28 protein-coding genes are annotated in these 25,379 nt (G+C 72.6%); 16 read left to right on the top strand and 12 right to left on the bottom strand.

Features of this window, described 5'->3' with window-relative positions; all coding sequences use genetic code 11:
- Positions 1-128 precede the first annotated feature (128 nt).
- Complete coding sequence (locus tag ACFWP3_RS20275) at positions 129-734, top strand: SCO3374 family protein (protein WP_384222817.1); 606 nt, start codon at positions 129-131, stop codon at positions 732-734.
- Here ACFWP3_RS20275 and ACFWP3_RS20270 read toward each other — a convergent pair.
- The 7 genes from ACFWP3_RS20270 to ACFWP3_RS20240 form a co-directional block, all read right to left on the bottom strand.
- On the bottom strand, positions 713-1,051 hold the full coding sequence (locus tag ACFWP3_RS20270) for an Lsr2 family protein (protein WP_384222814.1): 339 nt from the start codon (positions 1,049-1,051) through the stop codon (positions 713-715). The two genes, ACFWP3_RS20275 and ACFWP3_RS20270, sit on opposite strands and share 22 nt — an antisense overlap.
- A gap of 165 nt (positions 1,052-1,216) precedes the next feature.
- Positions 1,217-1,747 carry an amino-acid N-acetyltransferase gene (locus ACFWP3_RS20265; protein ID WP_384222812.1) on the bottom strand — a complete coding sequence of 177 codons (531 nt, stop codon included), beginning with the start codon at positions 1,745-1,747 and terminating at the stop codon, positions 1,217-1,219.
- A 10-nt stretch (positions 1,748-1,757) separates the two neighbouring features.
- Positions 1,758-2,258, bottom strand: coding sequence for a BlaI/MecI/CopY family transcriptional regulator (locus tag ACFWP3_RS20260; protein ID WP_384222810.1), 501 nt, complete (start codon positions 2,256-2,258; stop codon positions 1,758-1,760).
- A 98-nt stretch (positions 2,259-2,356) separates the two neighbouring features.
- Positions 2,357-2,524, bottom strand: a complete 168-nt coding sequence (locus ACFWP3_RS20255) for a hypothetical protein (protein ID WP_384222808.1) — start codon at positions 2,522-2,524, stop codon at positions 2,357-2,359.
- Between the two features lie 14 nt (positions 2,525-2,538).
- Positions 2,539-3,135 carry a hypothetical protein gene (locus tag ACFWP3_RS20250; protein WP_384222806.1) on the bottom strand — a complete coding sequence of 199 codons (597 nt, stop codon included), beginning with the start codon at positions 3,133-3,135 and terminating at the stop codon, positions 2,539-2,541.
- 53 nt (positions 3,136-3,188) lie between these two features.
- Positions 3,189-3,377: a DUF397 domain-containing protein gene (locus tag ACFWP3_RS20245; RefSeq protein WP_384222803.1), complete on the bottom strand. Its 189-nt coding sequence runs from the start codon at positions 3,375-3,377 to the stop codon at positions 3,189-3,191.
- A 173-nt stretch (positions 3,378-3,550) separates the two neighbouring features.
- Positions 3,551-4,708, bottom strand: coding sequence for a threonine aldolase family protein (locus ACFWP3_RS20240; protein ID WP_384222801.1), 1,158 nt, complete (start codon positions 4,706-4,708; stop codon positions 3,551-3,553).
- Positions 4,709-4,806: 98 nt separating this feature from the next.
- On the opposite strand from ACFWP3_RS20240, the gene ACFWP3_RS20235 reads away from it, so the two are divergent.
- Genes ACFWP3_RS20235 through ACFWP3_RS20215 form a run of 5 tightly spaced genes read left to right on the top strand, consistent with a single transcriptional unit; the run spans position 4,807 to position 10,263 of the window.
- Positions 4,807-5,721 (top strand): Rossmann-like and DUF2520 domain-containing protein, encoded by a 915-nt coding sequence (locus tag ACFWP3_RS20235; protein WP_384222798.1) that lies wholly within the window; start codon positions 4,807-4,809, stop codon positions 5,719-5,721.
- The gene (panC, locus tag ACFWP3_RS20230) at positions 5,718-6,710 is read left to right on the top strand and encodes a pantoate--beta-alanine ligase (RefSeq protein WP_384222796.1); all 993 of its coding nucleotides are present in this window, start codon (positions 5,718-5,720) and stop codon (positions 6,708-6,710) included. The genes ACFWP3_RS20235 and panC overlap by 4 nt, the downstream gene beginning before the upstream one ends.
- On the top strand, positions 6,707-8,467 hold the full coding sequence (locus tag ACFWP3_RS20225) for an L-aspartate oxidase (RefSeq protein WP_384222794.1): 1,761 nt from the start codon (positions 6,707-6,709) through the stop codon (positions 8,465-8,467). Before panC ends, ACFWP3_RS20225 begins: the two co-directional genes overlap by 4 nt.
- Before the next feature lie 2 nt (positions 8,468-8,469).
- The gene (nadC, locus tag ACFWP3_RS20220) at positions 8,470-9,450 is read left to right on the top strand and encodes a carboxylating nicotinate-nucleotide diphosphorylase (RefSeq protein ID WP_384222792.1); all 981 of its coding nucleotides are present in this window, start codon (positions 8,470-8,472) and stop codon (positions 9,448-9,450) included.
- A 3-nt stretch (positions 9,451-9,453) separates the two neighbouring features.
- Positions 9,454-10,263 carry a type III pantothenate kinase gene (locus ACFWP3_RS20215; protein WP_384222789.1) on the top strand — a complete coding sequence of 270 codons (810 nt, stop codon included), beginning with the start codon at positions 9,454-9,456 and terminating at the stop codon, positions 10,261-10,263.
- Positions 10,264-10,313: 50 nt separating this feature from the next.
- On the opposite strand, the gene ACFWP3_RS20210 is transcribed toward ACFWP3_RS20215, so the two are convergent.
- A complete protein-coding gene (locus ACFWP3_RS20210) occupies positions 10,314-10,751 on the bottom strand; it encodes an ATP-binding protein (protein WP_384222787.1) in 438 nt (145 codons plus the stop codon).
- A 185-nt stretch (positions 10,752-10,936) separates the two neighbouring features.
- Here ACFWP3_RS20210 and ACFWP3_RS20205 point away from each other — a divergent pair, with 185 nt between their 5' ends.
- Together ACFWP3_RS20205 and ACFWP3_RS20200 are read left to right on the top strand one after the other, a co-directional pair.
- A complete protein-coding gene (locus tag ACFWP3_RS20205; RefSeq protein WP_384222785.1) occupies positions 10,937-11,788 on the top strand; it encodes a helix-turn-helix transcriptional regulator in 852 nt (283 codons plus the stop codon).
- A gap of 13 nt (positions 11,789-11,801) precedes the next feature.
- Entirely contained in the window at positions 11,802-11,984 is a 183-nt protein-coding gene (locus tag ACFWP3_RS20200) for a DUF397 domain-containing protein (protein ID WP_384222782.1), read from the top strand.
- Here the strand turns inward: ACFWP3_RS20200 and ACFWP3_RS20195 are convergent.
- Complete coding sequence (locus tag ACFWP3_RS20195; RefSeq protein ID WP_384222780.1) at positions 11,981-13,201, bottom strand: helix-turn-helix domain-containing protein; 1,221 nt, start codon at positions 13,199-13,201, stop codon at positions 11,981-11,983. The two genes, ACFWP3_RS20200 and ACFWP3_RS20195, sit on opposite strands and share 4 nt — an antisense overlap.
- Positions 13,202-13,303: 102 nt before the next feature.
- On the opposite strand from ACFWP3_RS20195, the gene ACFWP3_RS20190 reads away from it, so the two are divergent.
- The 6 genes from ACFWP3_RS20190 to ACFWP3_RS20165 all read left to right on the top strand — a co-directional run bounded on the left by ACFWP3_RS20190 (position 13,304) and on the right by ACFWP3_RS20165 (position 20,152).
- The gene (locus tag ACFWP3_RS20190; protein ID WP_384222778.1) at positions 13,304-13,447 is read left to right on the top strand and encodes an albusnodin family lasso peptide; all 144 of its coding nucleotides are present in this window, start codon (positions 13,304-13,306) and stop codon (positions 13,445-13,447) included.
- Positions 13,448-13,519: 72 nt separating this feature from the next.
- Positions 13,520-15,331 carry an albusnodin/ikarugamycin family macrolactam cyclase gene (locus ACFWP3_RS20185; RefSeq protein ID WP_384222776.1) on the top strand — a complete coding sequence of 604 codons (1,812 nt, stop codon included), beginning with the start codon at positions 13,520-13,522 and terminating at the stop codon, positions 15,329-15,331.
- Positions 15,331-15,894 (top strand): lasso peptide biosynthesis B2 protein, encoded by a 564-nt coding sequence (locus ACFWP3_RS20180; protein WP_384222774.1) that lies wholly within the window; start codon positions 15,331-15,333, stop codon positions 15,892-15,894. The genes ACFWP3_RS20185 and ACFWP3_RS20180 overlap by 1 nt, the downstream gene beginning before the upstream one ends.
- 4 nt (positions 15,895-15,898) lie before the next feature.
- Complete coding sequence (locus ACFWP3_RS20175; RefSeq protein WP_384222771.1) at positions 15,899-16,456, top strand: GNAT family N-acetyltransferase; 558 nt, start codon at positions 15,899-15,901, stop codon at positions 16,454-16,456.
- Positions 16,457-17,348: 892 nt separating this feature from the next.
- Positions 17,349-18,473: a DUF5937 family protein gene (locus ACFWP3_RS20170; RefSeq protein ID WP_384222770.1), complete on the top strand. Its 1,125-nt coding sequence runs from the start codon at positions 17,349-17,351 to the stop codon at positions 18,471-18,473.
- Between the two features lie 128 nt (positions 18,474-18,601).
- Positions 18,602-20,152, top strand: coding sequence for a M28 family metallopeptidase (locus ACFWP3_RS20165; protein WP_384222768.1), 1,551 nt, complete (start codon positions 18,602-18,604; stop codon positions 20,150-20,152).
- 205 nt (positions 20,153-20,357) lie between these two features.
- Here ACFWP3_RS20165 and ACFWP3_RS20160 read toward each other — a convergent pair whose 3' ends face one another.
- Positions 20,358-21,359: an SAM-dependent methyltransferase gene (locus ACFWP3_RS20160; RefSeq protein WP_384222763.1), complete on the bottom strand. Its 1,002-nt coding sequence runs from the start codon at positions 21,357-21,359 to the stop codon at positions 20,358-20,360.
- A 107-nt stretch (positions 21,360-21,466) separates the two neighbouring features.
- Here ACFWP3_RS20160 and ACFWP3_RS20155 point away from each other — a divergent pair, with 107 nt between their 5' ends.
- Together ACFWP3_RS20155 and ACFWP3_RS20150 are read left to right on the top strand one after the other, a co-directional pair.
- Complete coding sequence (locus ACFWP3_RS20155; protein ID WP_384222760.1) at positions 21,467-22,669, top strand: sensor histidine kinase; 1,203 nt, start codon at positions 21,467-21,469, stop codon at positions 22,667-22,669.
- 17 nt (positions 22,670-22,686) lie between these two features.
- Entirely contained in the window at positions 22,687-23,364 is a 678-nt protein-coding gene (locus ACFWP3_RS20150) for a response regulator transcription factor (RefSeq protein WP_069920799.1), read from the top strand.
- A gap of 82 nt (positions 23,365-23,446) precedes the next feature.
- Here ACFWP3_RS20150 and ACFWP3_RS20145 read toward each other — a convergent pair whose 3' ends face one another.
- Both ACFWP3_RS20145 and ACFWP3_RS20140 read right to left on the bottom strand, forming a co-directional pair.
- Complete coding sequence (locus ACFWP3_RS20145) at positions 23,447-24,874, bottom strand: PH domain-containing protein (RefSeq protein ID WP_384222757.1); 1,428 nt, start codon at positions 24,872-24,874, stop codon at positions 23,447-23,449.
- Complete coding sequence (locus ACFWP3_RS20140) at positions 24,871-25,362, bottom strand: PH domain-containing protein (RefSeq protein ID WP_384222755.1); 492 nt, start codon at positions 25,360-25,362, stop codon at positions 24,871-24,873. The genes ACFWP3_RS20145 and ACFWP3_RS20140 overlap by 4 nt, the downstream gene beginning before the upstream one ends.
- Between the last annotated feature and the right edge of the window lie 17 nt (positions 25,363-25,379).

Raw genomic sequence — 25,379 nt, 5'->3', positions numbered from 1 at the left:
CGAATGTGGGACTCCACCCCGCGGATGTTTACGTTCCGCATTGAACCGCGTGCGGTGCGTCATCCCCGCGCTCCCGCCGGGACGCGCCCCGGCCGTAACCAGGAGCCTCCGCGGAAGTTGCTCAGGGCATGGCCTCCAGCACCGTCGCAGCCCCCGCCGTCCCGCTGCCCCGCGTACCGGCCGGGGAGGCCGCGTACGCCGGGAGCGCCGCCCACGCCTCCTGGTACGAGCGCGTGCTCGGCTGGCCCGTCACGGGCGGCCCGCCGGTCCAGCTGGTCACCGGGGTCCGGTTCGACGTCCTGGAGCTGCCGTCCGATGCGGGGACGGCGCTCCTGCGCAGGCCGGTCGACACGGGCCCGGTCGCCCTCATGGGGCGCAGGATGCGGCTCCTGGTGGCCCCGGGGAGCGCGGAGGAGCTCGACGGGCTGCTCGACTGGCTGGAGTGGGGCGGGGTCGCCCTGGATCTGACCGCCCTGGGTGCGGGAGGCCGGATCACCGCCCCGGCTCCGCCGGGACCGCCCCCCGGCCCTCGGGAGGCCGCCGTGTGGCTGCGGCCCCCCGAGCAGGGGTGCGAGGCACTGCTGCCGGCCCTGCCGGGTCTCCCCGGGCCGGGCTCCGGGCCCGCCCGCGGGCCCGATCTCGTACGCCTCGTGGCGGCGGCGGCGACGGAATGCCACCGCGCGCGCCTGCGGCGCCGTGCGACGCGGTGCGGTCAGCCCTTGGCCTTCTCGTAGGCCTCGCGGATCTCGGCCGGGACGCGACCGCGGTCGTTCACGTTGTAACCGTTGTCCTTCGCCCACGCGCGGATCTCGGCGGTGTCCGGGTTACCGGTCGTCGCCGAGGCACGGCCCTTGGCGCGGGCCGCGGTCGCGCGCCCGCCGGTGCGGCGGCCGCCCTTGGTGTACGGGTCGAGCAGACCGCGGAGCTTTTCAGCGTTGGCGGTGGTGAGGTCGATCTCGTAGGTCTTGCCATCCAGAGCGAACGTCACCGTCTCGTCCGCCTCGCCGCCGTCGAGGTCGTCGACAAGAAGGACCTGAACCTTCTGTGCCACCGGGATTTCCTTTCATCGAAAAGCAGTACGCGGAAAGGAAACCGCTTTTGCCTGGAAAACACAAACCCCCGGGGAGAGGTTCAGGACGGCAACGGGGCGGGAAACGTGCGCGATTCGGACATAGGCCACAGGTGCGTGGAGCACCGGAAAAGCCGGGGCCATCGATCAGAGGTGCAGAAGCATCCGACTGTTGCCCAAGGTGTTCGGCTTCACTCGTTCGAGACCGAGGAACTCGGCGACACCCTCGTCATAGGAACGCAGGAGCTCCATGTAGACATCGGTCTCGACCGGGGTCTCCCCGATCTCGACGAAGCCGTGCTTCGCGAAGAAGTCCACTTCGAAGGTGAGACAGAAAACGCGGCTCACGCCGAGCTCGCGGGCCGTGCTCAACAACTGCTCCAGCACCAGATGACCGACGCCGGCTCCCTTGAGGTCGCGGTCGACGGCGAGAGTGCGTACTTCGGCGAGGTCTTCCCACATCACGTGGAGAGCTCCGCAGCCGACGACCTGGCCGCCGGACTCGCGTTCCGCCACCCAGAACTCCTGGATGTCCTCGTAAAGGACGACCGGTGCTTTGTCGAGCAGGATCCGCTGCTGCACGTACTGGTCGAGCAGGCGGCGCAGCGCGGGAACGTCACCGGTGCGGGCACGGCGGATCGTCACTGTTTCTGGATGTGCGGCGGAAAACTCTCCCATGGCCCGGACGTTATCGCCCCGGCCCCTCCGCACGCTCGCCGGACTCCCCTTCGGCCGGGGCCGACTCGGCCGGTGCGGCCGCTTCCGGCGCCTGCGCCGCGGCGGCGGCATCTGCGGCTTCGGGCGCCCCGGCCGCATCGGCCGCCTCGTCGTCGTGCTGGACGATCCGTACGGCGTCCCGGAGGGCTTCCCGCTGTTCCGCGGACATCATGCCGAAGAAGGCGACGAGGGCGGCCGCGGGGTTGTCACTGGTCGACCACGCTTCGTTCATCAGTGCGGCCGAGTATGCGGCGCGGGTGGAGACCGCCGTATATCGATAGGCGCGGCCTTCCGCTTCCCGGCGGACCCAGCCCTTCTGATGAAGATTGTCCATAACGGTCATGACCGTGGTGTACGCGATGGACCGTTCCTGCTGGAGGTCTTCCAGCACTTCCCGAACGGTGACCGGGCGGTTCCACTGCCACACCCGCGTCATGACGGCGTCTTCGAGTTCTCCCAAGGGGCGAGGCACAACAGCACGATAGTGCGGCTTGTGGTTAATTGCCCGACTATTCGCTCGGCAACGCGCGACAAAATCCGGGGCCCCGACGGGACCCCGGACGGAGCCGGTTACTTGCGCGGCTGGCGGGCGGCCTCGGCCCGGGCGATCACGGCGTCGACCGCTTCGTCCTCCTTGGCCTTGTTGGCGCCGCCCTGGGTCTTCACGATCGTCACGACGAGAGCGATGAAGAGCGCGGCCATCACGAAGGGGGGCACGAGCGCGGAAACGTAGTCCATGCCCCTCAGCGTAACTATCCGACCGCCCGGCCCTCCGCCGGGGGCGGGGTCGGCTTGCGGCGTGGCGGGAAGACCTCGCCGGGCGTCGGGATCGGCCGCGGCGGCTGGTCGGGCCGCGGCGGTTGCTCGGGCTGGGGCTTCGGGCCCGGCGCCGGCTCCTCCCGACCGCCGGCCAGGGCCAGCAGCCGGGTCCGCGGCGCGGGCGCGGTCGACAGCCGGCGGCGTACGGAGCGCTCCAGGGCGGCCTGGGCCCGGACCAGCAGCGCCGCGGCGACCGGGTTGGCCCGCAGGGCGCGCAGGGCCGCCAGATCGTCCGGCGCGGGCTCGTAGCCGGCGGCCAGGGCGTCCTGGAGCAGCTCCAGGTACCCGGAGAGGCTGCCGGGCAGGGCGCCCCGGTAGCGGGCCAGATCCTCCAGGAGGAAGGCTCTGAGCCGGCCCGCCTCCTGCACCACGTCGTCCACCGACTGCGCGAGGCGCAGGCAGTCCTGGACCTCCGAGGCCTTGAGGGGGGCCGAGGAGGACTGAAGGGCGTGGGCGAGCGAGCGCCTGAGCACGTGCAGCTCTGCGGCACTGAACGCCATGCCGCCGCGGGATCCGTAGGGCGTGGGCATGGGCCGAAGATACGCGCTAATCGGACAAAATCCCCTTTGGCGCGGCCGGTCGCTCAGCCGGACTCTTTCACCGCGGCAAGGAAATCGGCCCAGGCCGCCTGGGTCGTGGCGAGCACGAGGTGCGCGGGATCGGCGCGGTCGGCGACGCGCACGAGGGTGCCTGGGGCGGCGGATACATAGACGCAGGCGTCTTCCGCCTCGCCGCAGAACGAGGACTTCTGCCACTGGGGCCGAGCGGTCATGGTGTCTCCTCGCGGGTGTTTCCAGTGAGGGGACGGTATCTCCGTGTCCGCTCCCTGCCGGTGTCTTTAACGCAATTCGGCGATTCGCCGGTTCCCGCCGGGGGCCGTGTGCCACCGCGCGGGGACGTGGGGACGGCAGGGGCACGGACCTCGGCGGCGGCGCCCGGCCGGGGCTACAGGCGGGCGGCGAAGGCCGCCACGGCCTCGGCCACCTCCGCCCCGGTCCAGCTCAGCCCCGGCTCCGTGACCTCGACCTCGGTCACCGCGAGGCCGGGGACGGGCGCCGGCCACCAGCGGCGGAACAGCACCCGGCCCGTCTCCTCCGCGACGCGGACCGACACCTCCGTCAGGTGCTCCGGGTCGTACGGGAGCCAGACCTGGAACTGGTGGGTGTGCGGCGGCTCCGGATGGACCCGGGACCACGCGATCCCCGCCTCCGCGAAGGCCGGCCCCAGCGCCGCCGCGACCATCCGCGCCTGCGCCACGTACGAGGGCAGCCGCGGCAGCTCCCGCTCCAGCCCGGCCAGCGCGGCCAAGGCCTGCGGGAACTGCCGGAAGATCTGGCCGCCGTACCGGTGGCGCCAGACCCTGGTCTCCTCCACGAAGGCCCGCGGCCCGGCCAGCGCCGCCCCGCTCAGGCCGCCGAGCGACTTGTAGAACGAGACGTACACCGAGTCGGCGAGCCCCGCGATCTCCGCCAGCGGCCGCCCGAAGTGCACCGTGGACTCCCACAGCCGCGCCCCGTCGAAGTGGACCACCGCCTCCCGCTCCCGGGCCGCGTCGGCCAGCTCCTCCAGCTCCTCCCAGCTGGGCAGGAGGAAGCCCGCGTCCCGCAGCGGCAGCTCCAGCATCAGCGTGCCGAAGGGCTCCGCGAGCCCCGCGACCTCCTGCGCCGACGGCTGGCGCGCCTCCGTCGTCGGGTGCGCCACCCGCAGCCCCGAGACGGCCGAGAGCGCCCCGCCCTCCCACCGCTCGGGATGGCTCATCGGGTGCAGGGCCACCACCGGGTTCCCGGTCCGCCCCGCCCAGCAGCGCAGCGCGACCTGCTGGGCCATGGTCCCGCTCGGGAAGAAGGCGGCGTCCTCGGTGCCCAGCAGGTCCGCGACCCGCCGCTCCAGGTCGGCGACCACGCCGTCCCCGTAGAGGTCGGCCGGCTGGTCCATGTCGTACGGGGCCGCCGCGAGCGGTTCCAGCAGCTCCGCCACCGTGGCGTCGCGCAGGGAACGGGAGAGCATCCGCCCGGCCCCCCGCCACGCCGCCGCCTGCCGCTTCTCCCGCTCGGTGTCCTCGGTGCCCTCGGTGTCCTCAGTGCCCTCGGTGTCCTCGCTCATGGCACACGATCATCGCCGACCGGCAAAGGGGCCAGGAGCTAGCATGGCGGCGTATCGTCCGGTACCCCCCGCGGACTGGAACGGAAGGCCCTCCCCGCGTGAATCCATCACAGCAGCCACGCCCTGCCCGGCTGGCGGTCGGTGTCGTCGGAGCCGGCCGGGTCGGCCCCGCGCTGGCCCGCGCGCTCCAGCAGGCCGGGCACCTGCCCGTCGCCATGTCCGGCGTCTCCGACGCCTCGGTGCGCCGCGCCGCGCGGATGCTGCCCGACGTCCCCCTCGTCCCGGCCGAGCAGGTGTTCGAGAAGGCCGACCTGGTCCTCCTCACCGTCCCCGACGACGCGCTGCCCTCCCTGGTCGAGGGGCTCGCCGAGACCGGTGCGATCCGGCCCGGACAGCTCCTCGTCCACACCTCCGGCCGGTACGGGACCGCCGTGCTCGACCCGGCGCGCCGCGCGGGCGCCCTGCCGCTCGCCCTGCACCCCGTGATGACCTTCACCGGCACCGAGGTCGACGTGCAGCGGCTGGCCGGCTGCTCCTTCGGCGTCACCGCCCCCGAGGAGCTGCGGCTCGCCGCCGAGGCCCTGGTCATCGAGATGGGCGGGGAACCCGAGTGGATCGCGGAGGAGAACCGTCCGCTCTACCACGCGGCCCTCGCCCTCGGCGCGAACCACCTGGTCACCCTGGTCGCCCAGGCCATGGAGCTGCTGGGCAAGGCCGGGGTCGAGCACCCCGACCGGATGCTCGGCCCGCTGCTCGGCGCGGCCCTCGACAACGCCCTGCGCTCCGGGGACGCCGCCCTGACCGGCCCGGTGGCCCGCGGTGACGCCGGTACGGTCGCCGCGCACGTCTCGGAGCTGCGCAAGCACGCGCCCGGCACGGTCTCCGGCTACCTGGCCATGGCCCGCACCACCGCCGACCGCGCCCTCGCCCACGGACTGCTCAAGCCCGAGCTCGCCGAAGACCTGCTCGGCGTGCTCGCCGACACGGAACCGGAAGGGGGCACCGCCCCGTGAGCCGGCTGCTGCTCGACACCGCCGCGGAGCTCCGCGAGCTCCCCCGCACCGGCCGCCGGGCCGTGGTGATGACCATGGGCGCCCTGCACGAGGGCCACGCCACCCTGATCCGCTCGGCCCGCGAGCTGGCCGGGCCGCAGGGCCAGGTCGTGGTCACCGTCTTCGTCAACCCCCTGCAGTTCGGGGCGGGCGAGGACCTGGACCGCTATCCGCGCACCCTCGACGCCGACCTCGCGATCGCCGAAGAGGCGGGCGCCGACGCGGTGTTCGCCCCGGCCGCCGACGAGGTCTACCCGGGCGGCGACCCGCAGGTGCGGATCAGCGCCGGCCCCATGGGCGAGCGCCTCGAAGGGGCCACCCGCCCGGGCCACTTCGACGGGATGCTGACCGTCGTCGCGAAGCTGCTCCACCTCACCCAGCCCGACCTGGCCCTCTTCGGCCAGAAGGACGCGCAGCAACTGGCCCTGATCCGGCGGATGGTGACCGACCTGAACTTCCCCGTCGAGGTGGTCGGCGTACCGACCGTCCGCGAGGGCGACGGGCTCGCACTGTCCTCCCGCAACCGCTACCTCTCGCCCGCCGAGCGGCGCACCGCCCTGGCCCTGTCCCGCGCCCTGTTCGCCGGACAGGACCGGCTCGCCGCGCAGGCCGCGCTGCGGGCCCGCGCCGAGGCCGCCCCGGCCAGCGACGAGCGGGCCACCGCCCTGGCCCGGCTCGGCGAGGTCCGCGCCTCCGCCGACGCGCACGCCGTCTCGGCGGCGGGCGCCGGGCTGCCGGACGCCGTACGGGCCGCCGCGGGGCACGTCCTGGAGGAGGCGGGCCGCCACGAGCCGCCGCTCGTGCTGGACTACCTGGCGCTGGTGGACCCCTCGGACTTCACCGAGGCCGGACCCGGGTTCACCGGGCGGGCCGTGCTGGCCGTCGCCGCGAAGGTGGGCACGACCCGGCTGATCGACAACATCCCACTGGAATTCGGAGCACACTCGTGAGCACCCCAGGCAGAGGCCTCCCGTCGGGCGGCACCGGAGCGGGCCCGGGCACCGGCATACGGCTGCACGCACCCGCCCCCGGCTGGGCCGTCGACGCCGACGTCGTGGTCGTCGGCTCCGGCGTCGCGGGGCTGACCGCGGCGCTGCGCTGCGCCGCCGCCGGCCGCCGTACGGTCGTGGTCACCAAGGCCCGGCTCGACGACGGCTCCACGCGCTGGGCCCAGGGCGGCATCGCCGCGGCCCTCGGCGAGGGCGACACCCCCGAGCAGCACCTGGACGACACCCTGGTCGCGGGCGCGGGCCTGTGCGACGAGGCGGCCGTACGGCTGCTCGTCACCGAAGGACCGGACGCGGTACGGCGGCTGATGGCCACGGGCGCCGTCTTCGACACCTCCGCGGAGACCGGGGAGATAGAACTGACCCGCGAGGGCGGCCACCACCGGCGCCGGATCGCGCACGCGGGCGGCGACGCCACCGGGGCCGAGATCTCCCGGGCGCTCGTCGAAGCCGTGCAGGCCGCGGGGATCCGTACCGTCGAGAACGCGCTCGTCCTCGACCTGCTCCAGGACGCTCAGGGCCGTACCGCCGGGGTCACCCTGCATGTCATGGGCGAGGGCCAGCACGACGGCGTCGGCGCCGTCCACGCGCCCGCCGTGATCCTCGCGACCGGCGGCATGGGCCAGGTCTTCTCCGCGACCACCAACCCCTCGGTCTCCACCGGCGACGGCGTGGCGCTCGCCCTGCGCGCCGGGGCCGAGGTCTCGGACCTGGAGTTCGTGCAGTTCCACCCGACGGTGCTGTTCCTCGGCCCGGACGCCGAAGGCCAGCAGCCCCTCGTCTCCGAGGCGGTCCGCGGCGAGGGCGCGTACCTGGTCGACGCGGACGGGGTCCGCTTCATGGCCGGCCAGCACGAGCTCGGCGAGCTCGCCCCCCGCGACATCGTCGCCAAGGGCATCATGCGGCGCATGCAGGAGCAGGGCGCCCGGCACATGTACCTCGACGCCCGGCACTTCGGCGCCGAGATGTGGGAGCAGCGCTTCCCGACCATCCTCGCCGCCTGCCGGACGCACGGCATCGACCCGGTCACCGAGCCGATCCCGGTCGCACCCGCCGCACACTACGCCTCCGGCGGCGTACGGACCGACCTGCACGGCCGCACCACCGTCCCGGGCCTGTACGCCTGCGGCGAGGTCGCCTGCACCGGCGTGCACGGCGCGAACCGGCTGGCCTCCAACTCCCTGCTGGAGGGCCTGGTCTTCGCCGAGCGCATCGCCGACGACATCGCCGCGCAGGCGCGCTCCGGCAACGGCCCCGGCATACCGGTGCCCTCGACCGGCCCGCTGCAGCCCGCCGAGGCCCGGCACGAGATCCAGCGGATCATGACGGACGGCGCGGGCGTGCTGCGCTCCGCCGCATCCCTGCACACGGCCGCCGAGGCGCTCGAAGGCCTGTACGCCACCGCCCTGAACGCCCTCGAAGCCCACGGCAAGACCGCCGAACCGGGGGTGGACACCTGGGAGGCCACGAACCTGCTGTGCGTGGCCCGGGTGCTGGTCGCCGCCGCGCAGCGGCGCGTGGAGACCCGCGGCTGCCACTGGCGCGAGGACCATCCGGACCGGGACGATGCCGCCTGGCGCCGCCATCTCGTCGTCCGGCTGTCGGCGACCGAGAAGCGGGCGCTGGTCGTCACCCCCACCGACTCCGCGGACTTCCCGTCCGTGCACGTACCCCTCAGCACCCAGAGCCTGGAGCAGTGACCGTGAGCACCCCCGACGAACTTCCCCTGATCGACCAGCCCGCCGACAACGGCGTCGGCTGCGGCGACGACTGCGCCTGCGGCGACGGCGAGGAGACCGGCCTGGACCCGGCCCTGGCCCAGCTGCTCGCGGACGCCGGGCTGGACCCCGTCGAGGTCGAGGACATCGCCCACATGGCGCTCTCCGAGGACCTGGACGGCGGGGTGGACGTCACCACCGTCGCCACGGTGCCCGAGGAGGCCGAGGCGGTGGCCGACTTCATCGCCCGCGAGGACGGTGTCGTGGCCGGCCTGCGCATCGCCGAGGCGGTGTTCTCGGTGGTCTGCACCGAGGCCTTCGAGGTGGAGCGGCACGCGGAGGACGGCGACGCCGTCAAGGCCGGGCAGGTGCTGCTGTCCGTACGCTCGCGCACCCGCGACCTGCTGACGGCGGAGCGCAGCGCGCTGAACATCGTGTGCCGCCTGTCGGGCATCGCGACCGCCACCCGCCGCTGGGCGGACGTGCTGGAGGGCACCGGGGCCAAGGTCCGCGACACCCGCAAGACCACGCCGGGGCTGCGCGCGCTGGAGAAGTACGCGGTGCGCTGCGGCGGCGGCGTCAACCACCGCATGTCGCTGTCGGACGCGGCTCTGGTCAAGGACAACCACGTGGTCGCCGCGGGCGGCGTGGCGCAGGCCTTCAAGGCCGTACGGGAGACCTTCCCGGACGTTCCGATCGAGGTCGAGGTCGACACCCTGGAGCAGATCGGCGAGGTCCTCGAAGCGGGCGCCGACCTGATCCTGCTGGACAACTTCACGGTCGCGCAGACCGCCGAGGCCGTGGCCCTGGTGGCCGGCCGCGCGGTGCTGGAGTCCTCGGGCCGCCTGACGCTGGACAGCGCCCGGGCGTACGCGGAGACCGGCGTGGACTACCTGGCGGTCGGCGGGCTGACCCACTCCTCGCCGATCCTGGACATCGGCCTCGATCTGCGCGAGGCGGTGTAACCCGTGCTCCTCACCATCGACGTAGGCAACACCCACACGGTCCTGGGCCTGTTCGACGGTGACGAGATCGTCGAGCACTGGCGCATCTCGACCGACCCGCGCCGCACGGCCGACGAGATGGCCGTGCTGATGCAGGGCCTCATGGGCATGCACCCGATGCTCGGCAACGAGCTGGGCGACGGGATCCACGGCATCGCGATCTGCTCGACGGTGCCGTCGGTCCTGCACGAGCTGCGCGAGGTCACCCGCCGCTACTACGGCGACGTGCCGGCGGTCCTCGTGGAACCGGGCATCAAGACGGGCGTCCCGATCCTCATGGACAACCCGAAGGAGGTCGGCGCGGACCGCATCATCAACGCGGTCGCGGCGGTCGAGCTCTACGGGGGCCCGGCGATCGTGGTCGACTTCGGTACGGCGACCACCTTCGACGCGGTGTCCGTGAAGGGCGAGTACGTGGGCGGGGTCATCTCCCCCGGCATCGAGATCTCCATGGAGGCCCTCGGCGTCCGCGGCGCCCAGCTCCGCAAGATCGAGCTGGCCCGCCCGCGCAACGTGATCGGCAAGTCCACGGTCGAGGCGATGCAGTCGGGCGTGGTGTACGGCTTCGCGGGCCAGGTCGACGGGGTCGTGGGCCGGATGGCCAAGGAACTGGCCGGCCCGAACGGCGACCCGGACGACGTCCGGGTCATCGCCACGGGCGGCCTGGCCCCGATGGTCCTGGGCGAATCCTCGGCCATCGACGACCACGAACCCTGGCTGACCCTGATCGGCCTCCGCCTGGTCTACGAACGCAACGCCCCCAACTTCGAGTAACGGCACCGGGAGGGAGGCCGGGTCCCCGAGCACCGGCCGCCCCCTCCCGGTCAGGCCCGGAGTTCGACCCACAGCAGCTTCCCCCCGGTGTCCTGACCCGGCCCGGTCCCGCTGAGCGGGTAGCCGCCCCAGTTGGCGGCGAACGCCCGCACGAGAAACAGCCCGCGGCCTCGCTCGTCGTCCGCACGCGGTGTTCCGGTGACGGCGTCCGCGCCGAAGGGCGGGGGGATGTACGGGTTGCTGTCCCAGACGCTGATGCGCAGCCGCGCGGTCCCCATGGCCCGGAGCCGGAGGGCGTAGGGGCCGTCGGAGTAGAGGTAGGCGTTGGCCAGCAACTCTCCGGCCAGCAGCTCGGCCGTCTCGACGAGCGCGCCCATCGCGTGGGTGCGGAGCACGGAGCGCAGGGTCTGGCGGGCGAGGCCGGGGGCGCGGGGATCTTGCGGGAGTTGCAGGCCGTAGGCCCACGACGGAGATACGGTGGCGGGCATGGAAGTCTCCGATCACGGAGGGGGTTTGGTCGCGTTGCACGTGCTGCCCGGTGACCTTGCCGCTCCGTCGAGCGGGGTGCTTCCGGGTGAGGTGGCCTGGTCCCAGATTAGAGACAGTCAAAGATTCTTTGTATGAATCCAAGGAATTCGATGCCGAATTCCCTCGTGTGAGTGAGGAGTGAAGCGTGGTCACTCGCCCCGTGCCGACGGCCCGGCGTGCCCGGCTGGCGGCTGAACTGCGCAAACTCCGCGAGCGAGCCGGTATGACGGCAACCGAGGCCGCGGCTGCCATCGGCACGAGTTCGGGCCAGCTGAGCAATGTCGAGACGGCCAGATTCGGAGTAAGCCCTGAGCGCGTCCGTGCCATGGCACGCGTCTACTCGGTCTGCGACTCGCAACTGGTGGACGCGCTCGCCGCGATGGCTTCCGACCGGATGAACGGTTGGTGGGACCAGTACCGGGAGGTGCTGCCGCCCAGCCTCCTGGACCTGGCCGAGCTCGAACACCACGCGTTGGCGCTGCGCGCCGCCTACACCGCCCATGTGCCGGGCCTGTTGCAGACAGCGGACCACGCGCGGGAAGTCTTCCGACAGGTGGTGCCAGAGCTGACACCTCCCGAGGTCGAGCACCGGGTGTCCCACCGGATCAAGCGGCAGGACGTGCTCTACCGGAGCGACCCCATTCCCTACACCGCGATCATCCACGAAGCGGCCCTGCGGATGCAGTTCGGCGGACGCGCCGTCGTCAAGGGGCAGCTCGCCCACCTCATGGAAATGGGCCAACGGAGCCAGATCCGCATCCTTGTGATCCCGTTCGACGCGGGATCGTTTCCCGGTGCCGGACAGTCGATCTACTACGCCCACGGTCCCGTGCCGCAGCTCGACACGGTCCACCTGGACCAGTCACACGGCCCGGCACTGGTGGACGCCGAGGCCCGGCTGGACGGATACCGGCTCCTCCTAGGCCGTATGGAGGCCATGGCCCTCGGCCGCGAGGAGAGCAGCCAGTTCATCCACAGCATCCTGCGCACCCAGTGAAGGGAAGACCTCCATGTCCGTGCTCAGCTGGCAGAAGTCGTCCTACTGCGGCACCGGCGAAGCCTGCGTACACATAGCGACGGCCGGCCCCGACGCGGCCGTGAACGTATCCGGCGGCGCCGACCCCGGTGAGACGTACCTGACCGTCTCCCGGCCCGCCTGGTCGGCCTTCCTCCAGGCGGTCAAGTCCAGCTAGTCCAGGGCGGCCAGCACCTCGAACAGCGCCCGCCCCTCGGATGCGCCGCGCCGTAGCAACAGGCCAGCCACGGCGTGCAGTTCCCCCCAAGCGTGCGGTCGGCCCAATTCCGCGGCGTCAGGCACTGCCGCAAGCGCCGTCGTGAGAGCCGCCTCGGCCTCACCGCCGCCGGCATGGGCGTGCGCCAGACAAGCGCCGTACCAGGCCCGGTCACGACGGTACGAGAGGTCGAACCCGGCGAGGCCCGTCGCCAGGTTCTCCACCGCGCTGCCCCACCGGCTCAGGTGCAGGTCGGCCATACCGCGCTGGGCCGAGAACCAGGATTCACCGTAGAAGTACAGCCAAGGCGGAGCATCCGTGGCACCCGCGATGATGCGCTGAGCCTCGTCGAGCCTGCGGTACGCCGCGCCACCGTCGCCTTCCAAGGCGTACCCCCGCCCGGCCATCTGCACCGCCATGGCTCTGGTCGCCTCGCTCGCACCCGCCTTCGAAGCGGCAGCCTCGCCGAGCCGGACGCAGCGTCGCCCGTTCCCGCCCGACCATGCCAGGTGCGCCTTCATGCTCATCGTGGTGGCCGCCAAGTCCTCGTGCCCCGACTCCAGCGCCCAGTCGTAGGAGCGGTCGAACCAACCGAGGGCCACCGGGGCGTTGTCCTGGTCCTGAGCCATCCAGGCGAGGAACTGCGCGTACTCGGCCATCACCTTCACCAGACGGTCCGCCAATGGCCCGCGAGCCTGCCCGTAGAGCCCTGCCACCTGCTGGAATTGGGCAGCCACCACACCGAACATCGCGTGGGAGCCCAGAGTGTCCTCCGCCCTGCGGTGCGCGGCCAGTAAGCCCTCCAGCGAATCCAGCGACGCGGCGTCCAGACGCAGCCGGCCCTGTTTGACGCGCGTCAGCCGGTCCGCCGCCGCCTCGGAGACCACGCCCGGCAGCACGAGCGAGGGCATGGGCAGCTCCTCGGGCCCGACACCGAGCAACTCGGTCGGTACGCGCAGCCCTTCCAGGATCCTCTGGCGCACCTCGACCGACGTCACCGCGCGGCGCCGGTTCTCGATCGCCGAGACATCGGGCTGTGCCAGGCCCACCAGCGCACCGAGCTTGGTCTGGCTGACGCGGGTCAGCGTCCGCCACGTCCGCAGCACCGTCGACCAGTCGCCCGCAGCCACCGCAGCACGCAGACCAGGGTGTGCCCACACGTCCAGGTCCGGCTCCATCCCCGCAATATAGGACGGCCCTATAGGACGCGGCAGTGGATCGGTTCATCCCGCGAGGGCCATGGTGGTGGCTGCTCGAACCCGATCGAGAGGAGCACCACCGTGAGCACCACCCACGACACGAACAACACCACCGGAACGACCGAGGAGCAGGCGACTTCCATCGACCTGGGCGATGTCGCCGACTTGACCGAGGGCCAGGGCGGAGGCAGCAGCGAGGACAAGCGCCGGGCCTACAACTCCTGATCCTCACACATCGATCGCGGCCCTGGTCTTCGGCCCGGGGCCGCGATCGCCTCAACGGACCCGGAGGACTCCATGCCTGTCGGAGGATTCAGCACCACCCGGCCCGATCTCCCGCACCCGTTCGGTGCCGAGACCGTCATCCCTCCATCGTCCATGTGGCGGCTCGGTGACACCCCCGTGCGCACCACGCAACGCCCCGGCCGGCGCGTCCACGTCATCGGTCCGTGCGGGGCGGGCGATGAGGCCGTGCGGGACCTCGCCGAACGGCCCTTACCCGCCCAAACGGCCTGGCAGTGGCCGGGGAGGTACGCGGTCGTGGAGGAGCTGACGGACGGCTTGGTGCTCCACACAGATCCGGCCTCTGCGATGCCCCTCTACGCGATTGTCTGGAGGGGTACGTGGGCCTGGTCGACGTCGGCCCGCCACCTGGCCGCCCTGGCAGGCAAGGGCATCGACACGGGGCGTCTGGCGTGTGCCGTCCTCGCCCCGGCCCTGCCGATGCTGGCCGGTGGCCGCTCCTTCTTCACCGACGTCCGCCGACTCCCGCCCGGCAGCCGTGTCGCACTCCCCGCAAGTGGCGGTCCCTCCACGTGCAGCACCACATGGCGTCCCGATCCGCTCACCGGTCCACCTGCGTTCCTGCGTCTGCGCAACGCCCTGACCGCATCGGTGAAGCTGCGCGTGCAGGCCGACCCGGCACTGTCCAACGACCTCTCCGGCGGGCTGGACTCCACCACCCTCGCCGTCCTGGCATCCCGCGCGGCCCGTGACCCGATCAACGGGGTCACCGTCCACCCGCAGGACGTCCTCAACGGCGCAGACCTCCAGTACGCGCGTCTCGCCGCCGAGGCGTCCCAGGGCCGCATCCGCCACCAGCTCCTCCCACTCGGCGACGAGCACCGCCCGTACACCGGACTCAGGGAAGTCCCCGTGACGGATGAGCCCGCCCCCTCCGCGCTCACGCAGGCCCGTCTGAGGACCCAACTCCGCTGGATGCACCGCACGCTCGGAACGCGCACCCACCTGACCGGCGACGGCGGGGACAGCGTCCTCTTCCAGCCCCCCGCCCACCTCGCCGACCTCATCCGCCACCACCGGTACGGCCGGGCACTACGGGAGGCGTCGGGGTGGGCACGCTTGCGCCGCACCGCTGTCGCCCCCCTGCTGCGTGACGCCGCCCGCATGGCCACCAGCACCCGAGACCATGCAGCAGCCGAACTCGCTGCCGAACTGGCCGGTGGGAAGGAGAGGGGGCGGAATCGCGGAAACGTCGGATGGTTCCCGGCCCTCCCGCTACCGCCCTGGGCGCTCCCCTCCGCTGTACGCCTCCTCACCGAGGCCGCCGAGGAGTACGCCGCCGCTCCTGACCCGCTGCCGGGGTTGGACGCCTCCGTACGCATCCTCGTGGAGGAGATCAGGGAGGTGGCGCGCACAGCGGTGGCCGATGCCGAGCTGGCCGACACCTGCGGGGTCGACCTGCACAATCCCTTCCTCGACTCCTCCGTGGTGGACGCGGTGGTGCGTGCTCCGCTCGCCCAGCGCTCACCGCTCTACGCCTATAAACCACTGCTGACCAGGGCGTTCGGGGATATTCTCCCTTCCGCGCTCACGGCCAGGACCACGAAGGGTTCGTTCGAGGCCGACCACTACAGCGGGCTGCGCGCCGCACTTCCTGAACTCCTCGACACCGGAGGCGTGCATGTGGCCGAGATCGGCCTGCTCGACCGCCGGCGCCTTCGTGAGCAGATCCGCCAGGCTGCTGCTGGGGTACCCATGCCCCTCGCGACGCTCGAGCAGGCCCTGGCCGCCGACGCCTGGGTGCACGCCGTGGCCGGCTCCCGCGAACCCAGGTGGGCCGTGCCCCTGACCGGGAGGGCGATGTGATGCAGAGGTCCGTCGACTTCGGGCATGTCCAAGTCGTCATCGACTACGCCAACGGCCGCGTTCGCTGTCTGATCCCCGCCGAACCCGGACCGACGACCGCGCCGACGGCGAGCTGGGGCAGCGCCGAGCACCCGGCCGGACTCACCGTGCCGGGCGGAGCCTGGTGCCCCGCCGCTGCCGCTGCCCTGGCCGCCGTCCTCGTCATCAAGGCGGCAGGAAACCGGGGGACCGCCATGAAGCGCCTCATCGGGACTATTCGCAACGCCGCGTCGGCGACCACGAGACCGGCCACTCGCGAGCAGGCGACCGCGTCCGTCCACGCTGTCCGCCGCGCCGCCTGGTACTCCCCCGCCCGGACCGGCTGCCTGGAAGAATCCGCGGCTGTGGCCCTCCTGCTCGCCATGCGGCGCCGTTCCGTCATCTGGTGCCACGGTGTCGCCCCCGACCCGGTCAGGCTGCACGCATGGATCATGACCCACGACGGGACCGCCGCCGCAGAACCCCCATCGACCAGCGCCTACACGCCCGTCCTCACGATCGGAGAGCACCGTGACACCTTCTGAACCGATGCTGTGGATCGCTAGCAAGAGCTGTGGGCTCGGCCTCTACCGGGCCGATCTGGTCGAGACGTACTGGGCGTGGGAGCAGGACCCGGCGCTGCTGGTCGGCTACGGCCGTCAGGTACCGGAGTCCCTCGAAGCGCGGGCCGAGGGCATGACTCAGCAGCTGCGCGGCGCGAACGTGCGCTTCACGGTCTACGACCTGGCCGGCGACGAACCGGTACCCGTCGGTGTCACGACGCTACTGCCGGACGACGCCGTGCGAACGGCCGAGTTCGTCATCATGATCGGAAAAGAGGCCCGCGGCCGGGGTCTCGGTACCGAGGCGACCCGTCTGACCTTGGACTACGGCTTCCACGTGACCAACCTTCGCATGGTCTGGCTCAAGGTGCTGGCCCCCAACATCGGCGGTGTCACGGCGTACGAGCGGGCCGGTTTCCAGCGGGCCGGGGTCCTACGCGAGGCCGGGTACTGGCTGGGTGAGGTGTGCGACGAGGTGATCATGGATGCGCTGGCCCGCGAGTTCCCCGGGCCCTCCGTGGTCAAGGCACTGTTCGAGGGGTAGTCCCCACCCACCCAGGCGGCGCGAGCGGTCAGCAGGGGCGGGCCGGCAGGCGGTGGAGTGCGGCGCGCCCGGGGTAGCGGGCGGGGCGACCCTCCAGGACGGCGCGGGCCTGTTCGCAGGAGCGGGGACGCACAGCGGCGTCCCCGCAGACCAAACACGCAACCACGTCCCAACGACCGAGACGCGTACGCGAGCCGAGGACACGCCCCATCCCGGGGGAGCGGGGGCACGCAGGGGGGTCCCCGCAGGACGAGCGCGCAACCACGGCCCAACGGCCGAGACCCGCCCAGGTGCGCGAGCCGAGGACACGCCCCGTCCCGGGGGAGCGGGGGCACGCAGGGGGGTCCCCGCAGGACGAGCGCGCAACCAGGGCCCAGCGACCGAGACCCCGCCAAGTGCGCGAGCCGAGGAGACACCCCGGAGTGCCCCCGCGCACACACCGGCAGCCCGATCCCGCCCAAGTGACAACCCAGGCCAGGACCGGCAGCCCGATCCCGCTCAAGGGGCCAACCAGGCCAGGACCGGCAGCCCGATCCCGCTCGAGGGGCCAGCCCAGGCCAGGACCGGCAGCCCGATCCCGCCCAAGGCGCCAACCCACCCCAGGACCGGCAGCCCGATCCCGCGCAAGGGGCCAACCCACCCCGGGCCCGGCAGGCCGATCCCGCGCACGGAGGCCAAACCCAGCCCCGCCGGCGTTTGAGGCGCGGGGCCCGGGGGCAGCGCCCCCGCAACGGCGCCGCACCACCACACGGGGCCCGGGGCCCAGCCCCGGCGACGGAGGCGCGGCCGCGGCCGCACAGGGGCCCGGGGCCCAGCCCCGGGGGACGGGGTCCGGGGCCGGCCGGCCCCGTCACCGCCACCCCCAGCGGGAGCGCACCGGCAGAATGGCCCGATGAGCGTCACCATCCACATCGCCGGGCTCCCCGCCGAGCGCATCAGCTTCACCCCCTCCCCGCTCGCCGAACTCTGCATGGCCCTGCACGCGCTCTCCCAGCCCGCCCACCACCCCCGGCTCGCTTCCTGGAGCACCGCGACCGCCGCCTCGCTCGACCCGTGCCTCGCGGACCGGCTGCTGGAGGCCGAGTTCATGTGGCGCAGCTCCTTCTCCGACATCTTCATGCCCTTCGCGGGAGTCCCCGGCGGGACCGGCCTGCCCAGTGCCACCCTGGCCGAGGAGCTCGACGTACTCGACCGGATGGACGACGAGCGGTTCGTGACGGCCGCCCTCGAACACTGCTGGCTGGCCACGTACAACGACGGCGGCGGCCCCTCCCCGCTCACGGACCCGTCGAGCCGCGCCAAGGCGCTGGAGACGGCCGCCGCCCGCGGCCCCCGCCAGCTGGACTTCTCCATCCGGCTGCTGGACGACACCGCGGCCGTACGGGTGTGGATGCGCCGGCTCGTCGAGGACTGCGACGAGGCCTTCTTCGCCGAGATCTGGAAGCGCGTCGAGCCCGCGCAGGCCGCCGACGCCCGGCACAAGACCGAGCTGCTGCGCCGCAAGGGGCTGCCGGCCGCGCTCAAGGAGGTGTCGTCGGCGCTCGGCGTGGACGAGGGCCGCACGACGATCACCGCAGACAAGATGGTGGACGGCTCGACGACGGCCACGGACCCCGTCATAGGCACCGGCCTGGTGTTCATACCGACCAATTTCGGCTGGCCGCACCTGCTGGTGCTGCACGCACCGGGCTGGCGTCCGGTGGTCCACTACCCGCTCGGCTCCCCCGAACTGGACTCCACTCCCGGGTCGGTGGAACTGCTCCAGCGGCGCATGGAGGCACTGGCGCACCCCGTACGGATGATGCTGTGCCGCAGCCTGGCCCGGGCCCCGTACACGACCGGTGAGCTGGCGACCGTGTACGGGATCACCGCGCCGGAGGTGTCACGCCATCTGGCCGTCATGAAAAAGGCCGGTCTGATCCATACCCGACGCCAAGGCCGGTATGCCCAGCATCAGTTGGATCTGTCTGCGGTCGCACGCATTGGTTCGGACTTCATCGAGGGCATCCTGCGCTAGGCCAATTCGCCGATATCCGGATTTCATGAACCGGAATCAGTTGAAACTCTGGCCATGGCGGCTCCTTGCCGCTTAACGTGCGTCCACCGTTTGGCCCTGCTTGCACTTATGCCGTGGAAGGACCTTGCATGCCCTCACGCCGTATAGCCACTGCCACCGCCGCCCTGGCGGCCGCGGCCCTTGTCTCGCCCCTGCTGCTCGCCGGCCCGGCCGGCGCCACGAGCCCGCAGAGCGACGCCGCACGCGGTGACGCGCTGGCCAGGAAGCTGGTCAAGGAAGCGACCGGCAAGGGCGCCTACAACCACCTGAAGGTCCTACAGGCGATCGCCGACTACAACGACGGGACCCGCGTGGCCGGTTCCAAGGGCCACGTCCAGTCGGCGAAGTACGTCGAGGCCGTGATGAAGGCGGCCGGCTACAAGGTCACGAAGAACGAGTTCGACTTCGTGTACGTCGAGACCATCGCCGAGAAGCTGACGGTGAACGGCGCGAACGGACGCGACGTCCCGATCCACCTGATGACGTACACCACGAGCGGCCCGGAGGACGGCATCACGGCGCAGCTCGCCGTCGCCCCGGTCGACGCGGACGGCACGAACGGCTGCGAGCCGGGCGACTTCGCCGCGGGCGCCTTCACGGGCAAGATCGCCCTGGTCAAGCGCGGCGGCTGCACCTTCGCGGCCAAGCAGGCCAACGCGGCCGCGGCCGGTGCGGTCGGCGCGATCCTCTACAACAACACCGAGGGCGCCCTGAACGGCACCCTCGGCGACGCCACCGCGGGCAAGGTGCCCACCGGCGGCATCACGCTGGCGGAGGGCGAGAAGCTCGCCGCCGAGGCCGCGGCCGGCCCGGTCGAGGTCACCCTCGACATCCGCGAGTTCCGCGAGAACCGCAAGACCTACAACGTGGTCGCGGAGACCCGCGGCGGGGACGCGGACAACACCGTCTTCCTCGGCGCGCACCTCGACTCGGTCGCGGCGGGCCCGGGCATCAACGACAACGGCTCCGGCTCGGCCGGCATCCTCCAGGTCGCGCAGCGCCTCGCCAGCAGCCAGACGAAGATCAAGAACAAGGTCAAGTTCGCCTGGTGGTCGGCGGAGGAGTACGGCCTGCTCGGCTCCGAGGCGTACGTCGCGGGGCTGACGGAGGCCCAGAAGAAGCAGATCAAGCTCTACCTGAACTTCGACATGATCGCCTCGCCGAACGCCGCCTACTTCGTCTACGACGGCGACGACTCGGACGGCGTGGGCGCGGGCCCCGGCCCGGAGGGCTCCGCCCAGATCGAGAAGGGGATCACCGACTTCCTCGACTCCAAGAAGATCCCGCACGCGGGCACGGACTTCTCCGGCCGCTCGGACTACGGCCCGTTCATCGAGGTCGGCATCCCGTCCGGCGGTACGTTCACCGGCGCCGAGGGCATCAAGACCGCCGCGGAGGCCGCGAAGTTCGGTGGCCAGGCGGGTGTCGCCTACGACGTGAACTACCACGGCAAGGGTGACGACATCACGAACATCGACCAGAAGGCGCTCGACATCAACGTCGACGTCATCGCGGACGCGGTCGGCCACTACGCCCACGACCTGGCCCCGCTCTCGAAGCCGGTCGTCTCCGTCCCGACCCCGGGCGGCAGCGGCGGCGGCGGTGGCCTCCACGCGGGCCACGACGAGGTCACGCAGTAAGCACGACCTCTGAGGAAGGGGCGGAATCCAAACGGGATCCCGCCCCTTCCTGCTGCGCAAGCTGCATCCAGCGCACGGCAGCAGCCATATCCAGCCCCGCCGGCGTTTGAGGCGTGGGGGTCCCCCCGGACGGAGTCTGGGGGAGGGTCTGGGGCGGAGCCCCAGCGGCGGCCGCAGGGCCGCGTCAGCCCACCGCAGGGCCGCGTCAGACGCCCGGCCAGGCCGCCGCTATCCCCACCGGCCGGCAGAGCCACAGGAAGTCCCCCAGCCCCCCACGGGCCATCAGCTCAGCCGCCTCCCCCGCGGATCCGAGCGCCCGCACGTACCCCGCCGGATCCGAGGACGCCAGGGCCAGCGGCGGCCGGGCGCCCGAAACCCCGAGGGCGGCCAGGGCCTCCCGCTGGGTCAACAACACCGAGCCCGGCGCCGAGCCCGACCCCGCCCCCACCCCCGCACACGCGTCCATCGCCACATGCGCGGTGACATCGCAGCTGCCGTCGGGAACCGGCGGGACCTCCCGCCCCCCGCGAAAGCCCGTCAGCGTGCCGTACGGCGGCCTCGTCTCCCGAGTGTGCGCGTAGTCCACCGCCACCGCCAGGCCCCGCTCCACACCGGCCACCGCCGCCGCCCAGGCCTCGTCGCGCGCCCGGCCGATCTCCGCGCGGCCGCCGCCGGGCCACCACCGCTCCAGCCAGGCCAGGTCCGCCGCGTCCACCGGGCCGCCCGGGCTCTCCGTACCGTCGGGCGCGACCAGCACGTACCGCCCGTCCTCGGCGATGTCGAGCGGCACGTTGTCCAGCCATTCGTTGGCGAAGAGCAGCCCCGTCGTCCCCTCGGGCGGCGAAGCCGTCCAGCGGATCCGCGGGTCGAGCCCCGCCGGCGGCTCCGCGCGCTCCACGGCGTACGGGCGCACCCGTACGGCCACGTCCGCCGGCAGCGCGGCGAGCACCCCGGTCAGCAGCTCCGCCCGCCCGGCGCCCATGTCGACCAGGTCCAGGACGGCCGGGTGCCCGAGCTCCGCGTCCACCCACCGCAGCAGCCGGGCCACGGCTCCCGCGTACAGCCCGGAGGCGTGCACCGAGGTGCGGAAGTGCCCGGCGGGCCCGGGCCCGCCCGGGCGGACGTAGAAACCGCCGGGCCCGTACAGCGCGGCTTCCATCGCACTGCGCCATCGGACCGGGGTCGCGGGTGCATCCTGGGCGCTCATCCCACGAAGGTTATGCTCACCCTCCACCTTGGGGAGTACGCCCCCCGGGCCAGGTTGGAACCTCTGGTTGACTCCAGCACCTATCCACGTTCCCTACTCTGGGTTACGTGCAGCGCCTCTACGACTTCCTCCGCAGACACCCGACGGGCGTCGACAGCTTCTGGGCTGTCCTCCTCTTCGGGGTCTCGATGCTGAACGTCGCTGCCGAGAGCACCGTCGGCGCCCCCATGAAGCTGGCCGCCGTCCCCGTGGTGTTCGCCATGAGCACGGCCGTGGCCCTGCGGCGCAAGTGGACGCAGGCCATGTTCTGGCTCACCCTCGGCGCGGGGGTCTACCAGCTGGGCGTGGGCGTCATCGCCGGGTTCTACGACGTCGCCATGTTCGTGATCCTGTTCACCGTCGCCGCCAGCGAGGTCCCGCGCTGGGTCTCGCGCACCGCACTGGGCTGGGGGCTGGCCGCCGCGCCGCTCTACTTCGTGCGGCACGGCGTGGACAAGGGCACGAGCGACGTCGACAACATCCTCTTCGCCGTCTTCATGATCGTCCCCTTCGCCCTCGCCTGGGTGCTGGGCGACTCGCTGCGCACCCGCCGGGCCTACTACGCCCAGCTGATCGAGCGCAACCAGCGGCTGGAGAAGGAGCGCGAGGCCCAGTCCAAGGTGGCCGTGGCCGCCGAGCGCGCCCGGATCGCCCGCGAGCTGCACGACGTCGTCGCGCACAACGTCTCGGTGATGGTGGTCCAGGCCGACGGCGCCGCGTACGTCATGGACGTGGCACCCGAGCAGGCGAAGGAGGCCCTCCAGACCATCTCCGGCACCGGCCGCCAGGCCCTCGCCGAGATGCGCCGGCTGCTGGGGGTCCTGCGCACCGGCGAACCGCAGGAGTCCGAGGACTACGTGCCCCAGCCGGACGTCGAGCAGATCGAGGTGCTGGTCGAGCAGGTGCGGGCGGCGGGGCTCTCGGTGGACTTCGAGGTCGAGGGCGCGCCCCGGCGGCTGCCCAGCGGAGTCGAACTGACCGCGTACCGGATCGTGCAGGAGGCGCTGACCAATACGCGCAAGCACGGGGGCCCCGACGCGAAGGCGAGCGTCCGGCTGGTCTACTTCGACGACGGGCTCGGCCTGCTGGTCGAGGACGACGGGCGGGGAGCGGCACACGAGCTGTACGAGGACGGCGGCGCCGACGGCGCCGGGCACGGACTGATCGGCATGCGCGAGCGGATCGGTATGGTCGGCGGAACCCTGGACACCGGGCCACGGCCCGGCGGCGGCTTCCGGATCAGCGCGCTGCTGCCCCTGAAGAAGAGTTGAAGAGGACGAGGTAACGGATGTCCATCCGAGTGATGCTGGTCGACGACCAGGTGCTGCTGCGCACCGGCTTCCGCATGGTGCTCGCCGCCCAGCCGGACATGGAGGTCGTCGCCGAGGCCGGTGACGGCCTGGAGGCGCTGGAGGTGCTGCGGGCCACCAAGGTGGACGTGGTGCTGATGGACGTGCGCATGCCGAGGCTCGACGGGGTCGAGGCGACGCGGCGGATCTGCGAGCCGGAGGAGCACCCGAAGGTGATCATCCTGACCACCTTCGACCTGGACGAGTACGCGTTCTCCGGGCTGAAAGCGGGTGCGAGCGGCTTCATGCTGAAGGACGTGCCGCCGGCCGAGCTGCTGGCGGCGATCCGCTCGGTGCACAGCGGGGACGCGGTGGTCGCGCCGTCGACGACGCGGCGGCTGCTGGACCGTTTCGCCCCGATGCTGCCGACGACCACGCAGGAGCCGCAGAACAAGGAGATCGAGCGGCTGACGGAGCGCGAGCGCGAGGTCATGCTGCTGGTGGCCCAGGGCCTGTCGAACGGCGAGATCGCGGCGCGGCTGGTGCTCTCGGAGGCGACGGTGAAGACCCACGTGGGCCGCATCCTGACCAAGCTGAGCCTGCGCGACCGGGTGCAGGTGGTGGTCCTGGCGTACGAGACGGGCCTGGTCCGCGCGGGCGGCGGCGGCATCGGCTAGTCCTCGGCACCGGCGTCCCGGATGGCCCGGGCCCGGGCCATCCGGGACGCCGAACGCTCGGCCGACGCCCCGCCGTCCGGCCCTACGCCCCCGCCTCCCGTCCCGTCTCCGGCTCCGCCTCCGTCTCCGGATTCGTCTCCGGCTCCGCCTCCGGCTTCGTCATCCAGCGGTCCGGGCGGGCCGTGGCCCGGGAGGTGTGCGAGCGGGCCGCCTGGGCGCGCAGCAGTTCGGCAGCCTCGACGGCGGCCCGCAGCCGGGCCGTCACCGTGGCGTTCGCCCCGGTGTCCACGTGTACGTCGGCCAGGCCGCGGGCGCGCTCCCACGGGCCCTGGGTGAGCCGGACGCTCTGCACCTTGGCGTGCGGGACGATCTCCGTACGGCGGCACACCCGGCCGTGCCGGGCGGCGAACACGTCCGGGGAGACGGCCAGGGCGTAGCCCTTCCACCACACCGGGACCACCCAGCGCGAACCGGTGCCCGGCGAGCCGCTGAAGGACAGGGCGGCCAGGTCCACGCCCGGCAGCACCCGGGCGATCACGGCGTAGGCGGCGGTCCGCGAGGCCACCGGGACCAGCACGTCGTTCTTCGAGCCCGCCACGGCCAGCTCCACCCGGACCCAGTCCCGCCGCCGCCACAGCAGCGGTTCCACGATCCGTACGGTCTGCACGCGGCCCGGCGGCACGGTCTCGTGGGCCCGGTCGAGCAGACCGTGGTCCAGGCGCAGCCCGTCCGGGGACTCGGCGACCCGCCAGTCGTATTCGACGAGGAAGCGGCCCGCGCTGCCCGCCCACACCGCGCCGAGCAGCGGGAGCAGGGTGACGACGGCCGCCCACGGGCTGGAGCTGAGCCACCACACGACCACGGGCGCGGTCAGTCCGCCGGCCAGCGCCGCCCAGACGCCCAGGCTCAGCAGCAGCGACACGACGAGGTCGCGCGGGCGGACGCGCAGCAGCTCCCGGTCGGGGGCCTCGCCCAGGTTCACGGCCTCGTCGGGGGCGAAGCCGGCCGCCCGGGCCAGCAGCTCGGCGCGCAGGGCCACGGCCTCCTTCTCGGAGAGGAAGGCCAGCTCGTCCTTGTCCTCGGTGCCGATCACGTCGAGGCGCAGCTTGGCGACCCCCGCGACGCGGGCCAGCAGCGGCCGGGTGACGTCCACGGCCTGGATCCGGTCGAGCCGGATGTGCGCGGTGCGCCGGAACAGCAGGCCGGTGCGGATGCGCAGCTCGGTGTCGGTCACCGAGTAGTAGGTGACCCACCAGCTCAGGAACCCGTACAGGCCGAAGACGAGGACCAGGGCGGCCAGCGCCAGCAGGCGCAGCACGGCGGACTGGTCCGCTATCCACTGCTGTGCCTTGTCGCCCTGCTGGAGGACGACGCCGAGGGTCGCCGCGATCGGCACCCAGGCACGGCGCAGCGGGGTGAAGGGATGCAGCCGCCGCTCGCCGGTGACGCCGGGGGCGGTCCCCACCGGGGCGGCCTCAGCCGGAGCGGCCTCCGCCGGGTCGGGGGTCACAGGCCCGCCGACCTTGCCTGGCCGAGCTCGGTGAGCCGGTCGCGCAGCCGCTCCGCCTCGGCCGGCGCGAGACCGGGGATCTTGGCGTCCGTGGCCGCGGCGGCCGTGTGCAGCTGTACGGAGGCCAGCCCGAAGCGGCGCTCCAGCGGCCCCGAGGTCACCTCGACCAGCTGCATCCGCCCGTACGGGACCACGGTCTGCTCCCGCCACAGCACGCCCCTGCTGATCAGCAGGTCGTCCGCGCGCTCGGCGTACCGCCAGGACCGCCAGTTCCGGCCGGTCAGCTCCCAGCCCCACACCAGGAGGAGCAGCCAGAACACGCCGAGCAACGCCCAGACCGGTCCGATCAGCAGCCCGGCCACGACCGCCGTGGCCACCGCCGGTACCCCCGTCCAGACCACCAGCAGCATCCGGCGCAGCCTCAGCAGCCCGCCCGGCAGCCCCACCCACACAGGCCCGTCCGTCTCACCCGCAGTCCCCGTTTCCATTCCTCAAGCGTAGGGCT

The organism is Streptomyces sp. NPDC058525 (genome assembly GCF_042719495.1).
Classification (GTDB): domain Bacteria; phylum Actinomycetota; class Actinomycetes; order Streptomycetales; family Streptomycetaceae; genus Streptomyces.
This window is presented reverse-complemented; position numbering and strand designations above follow the sequence as displayed.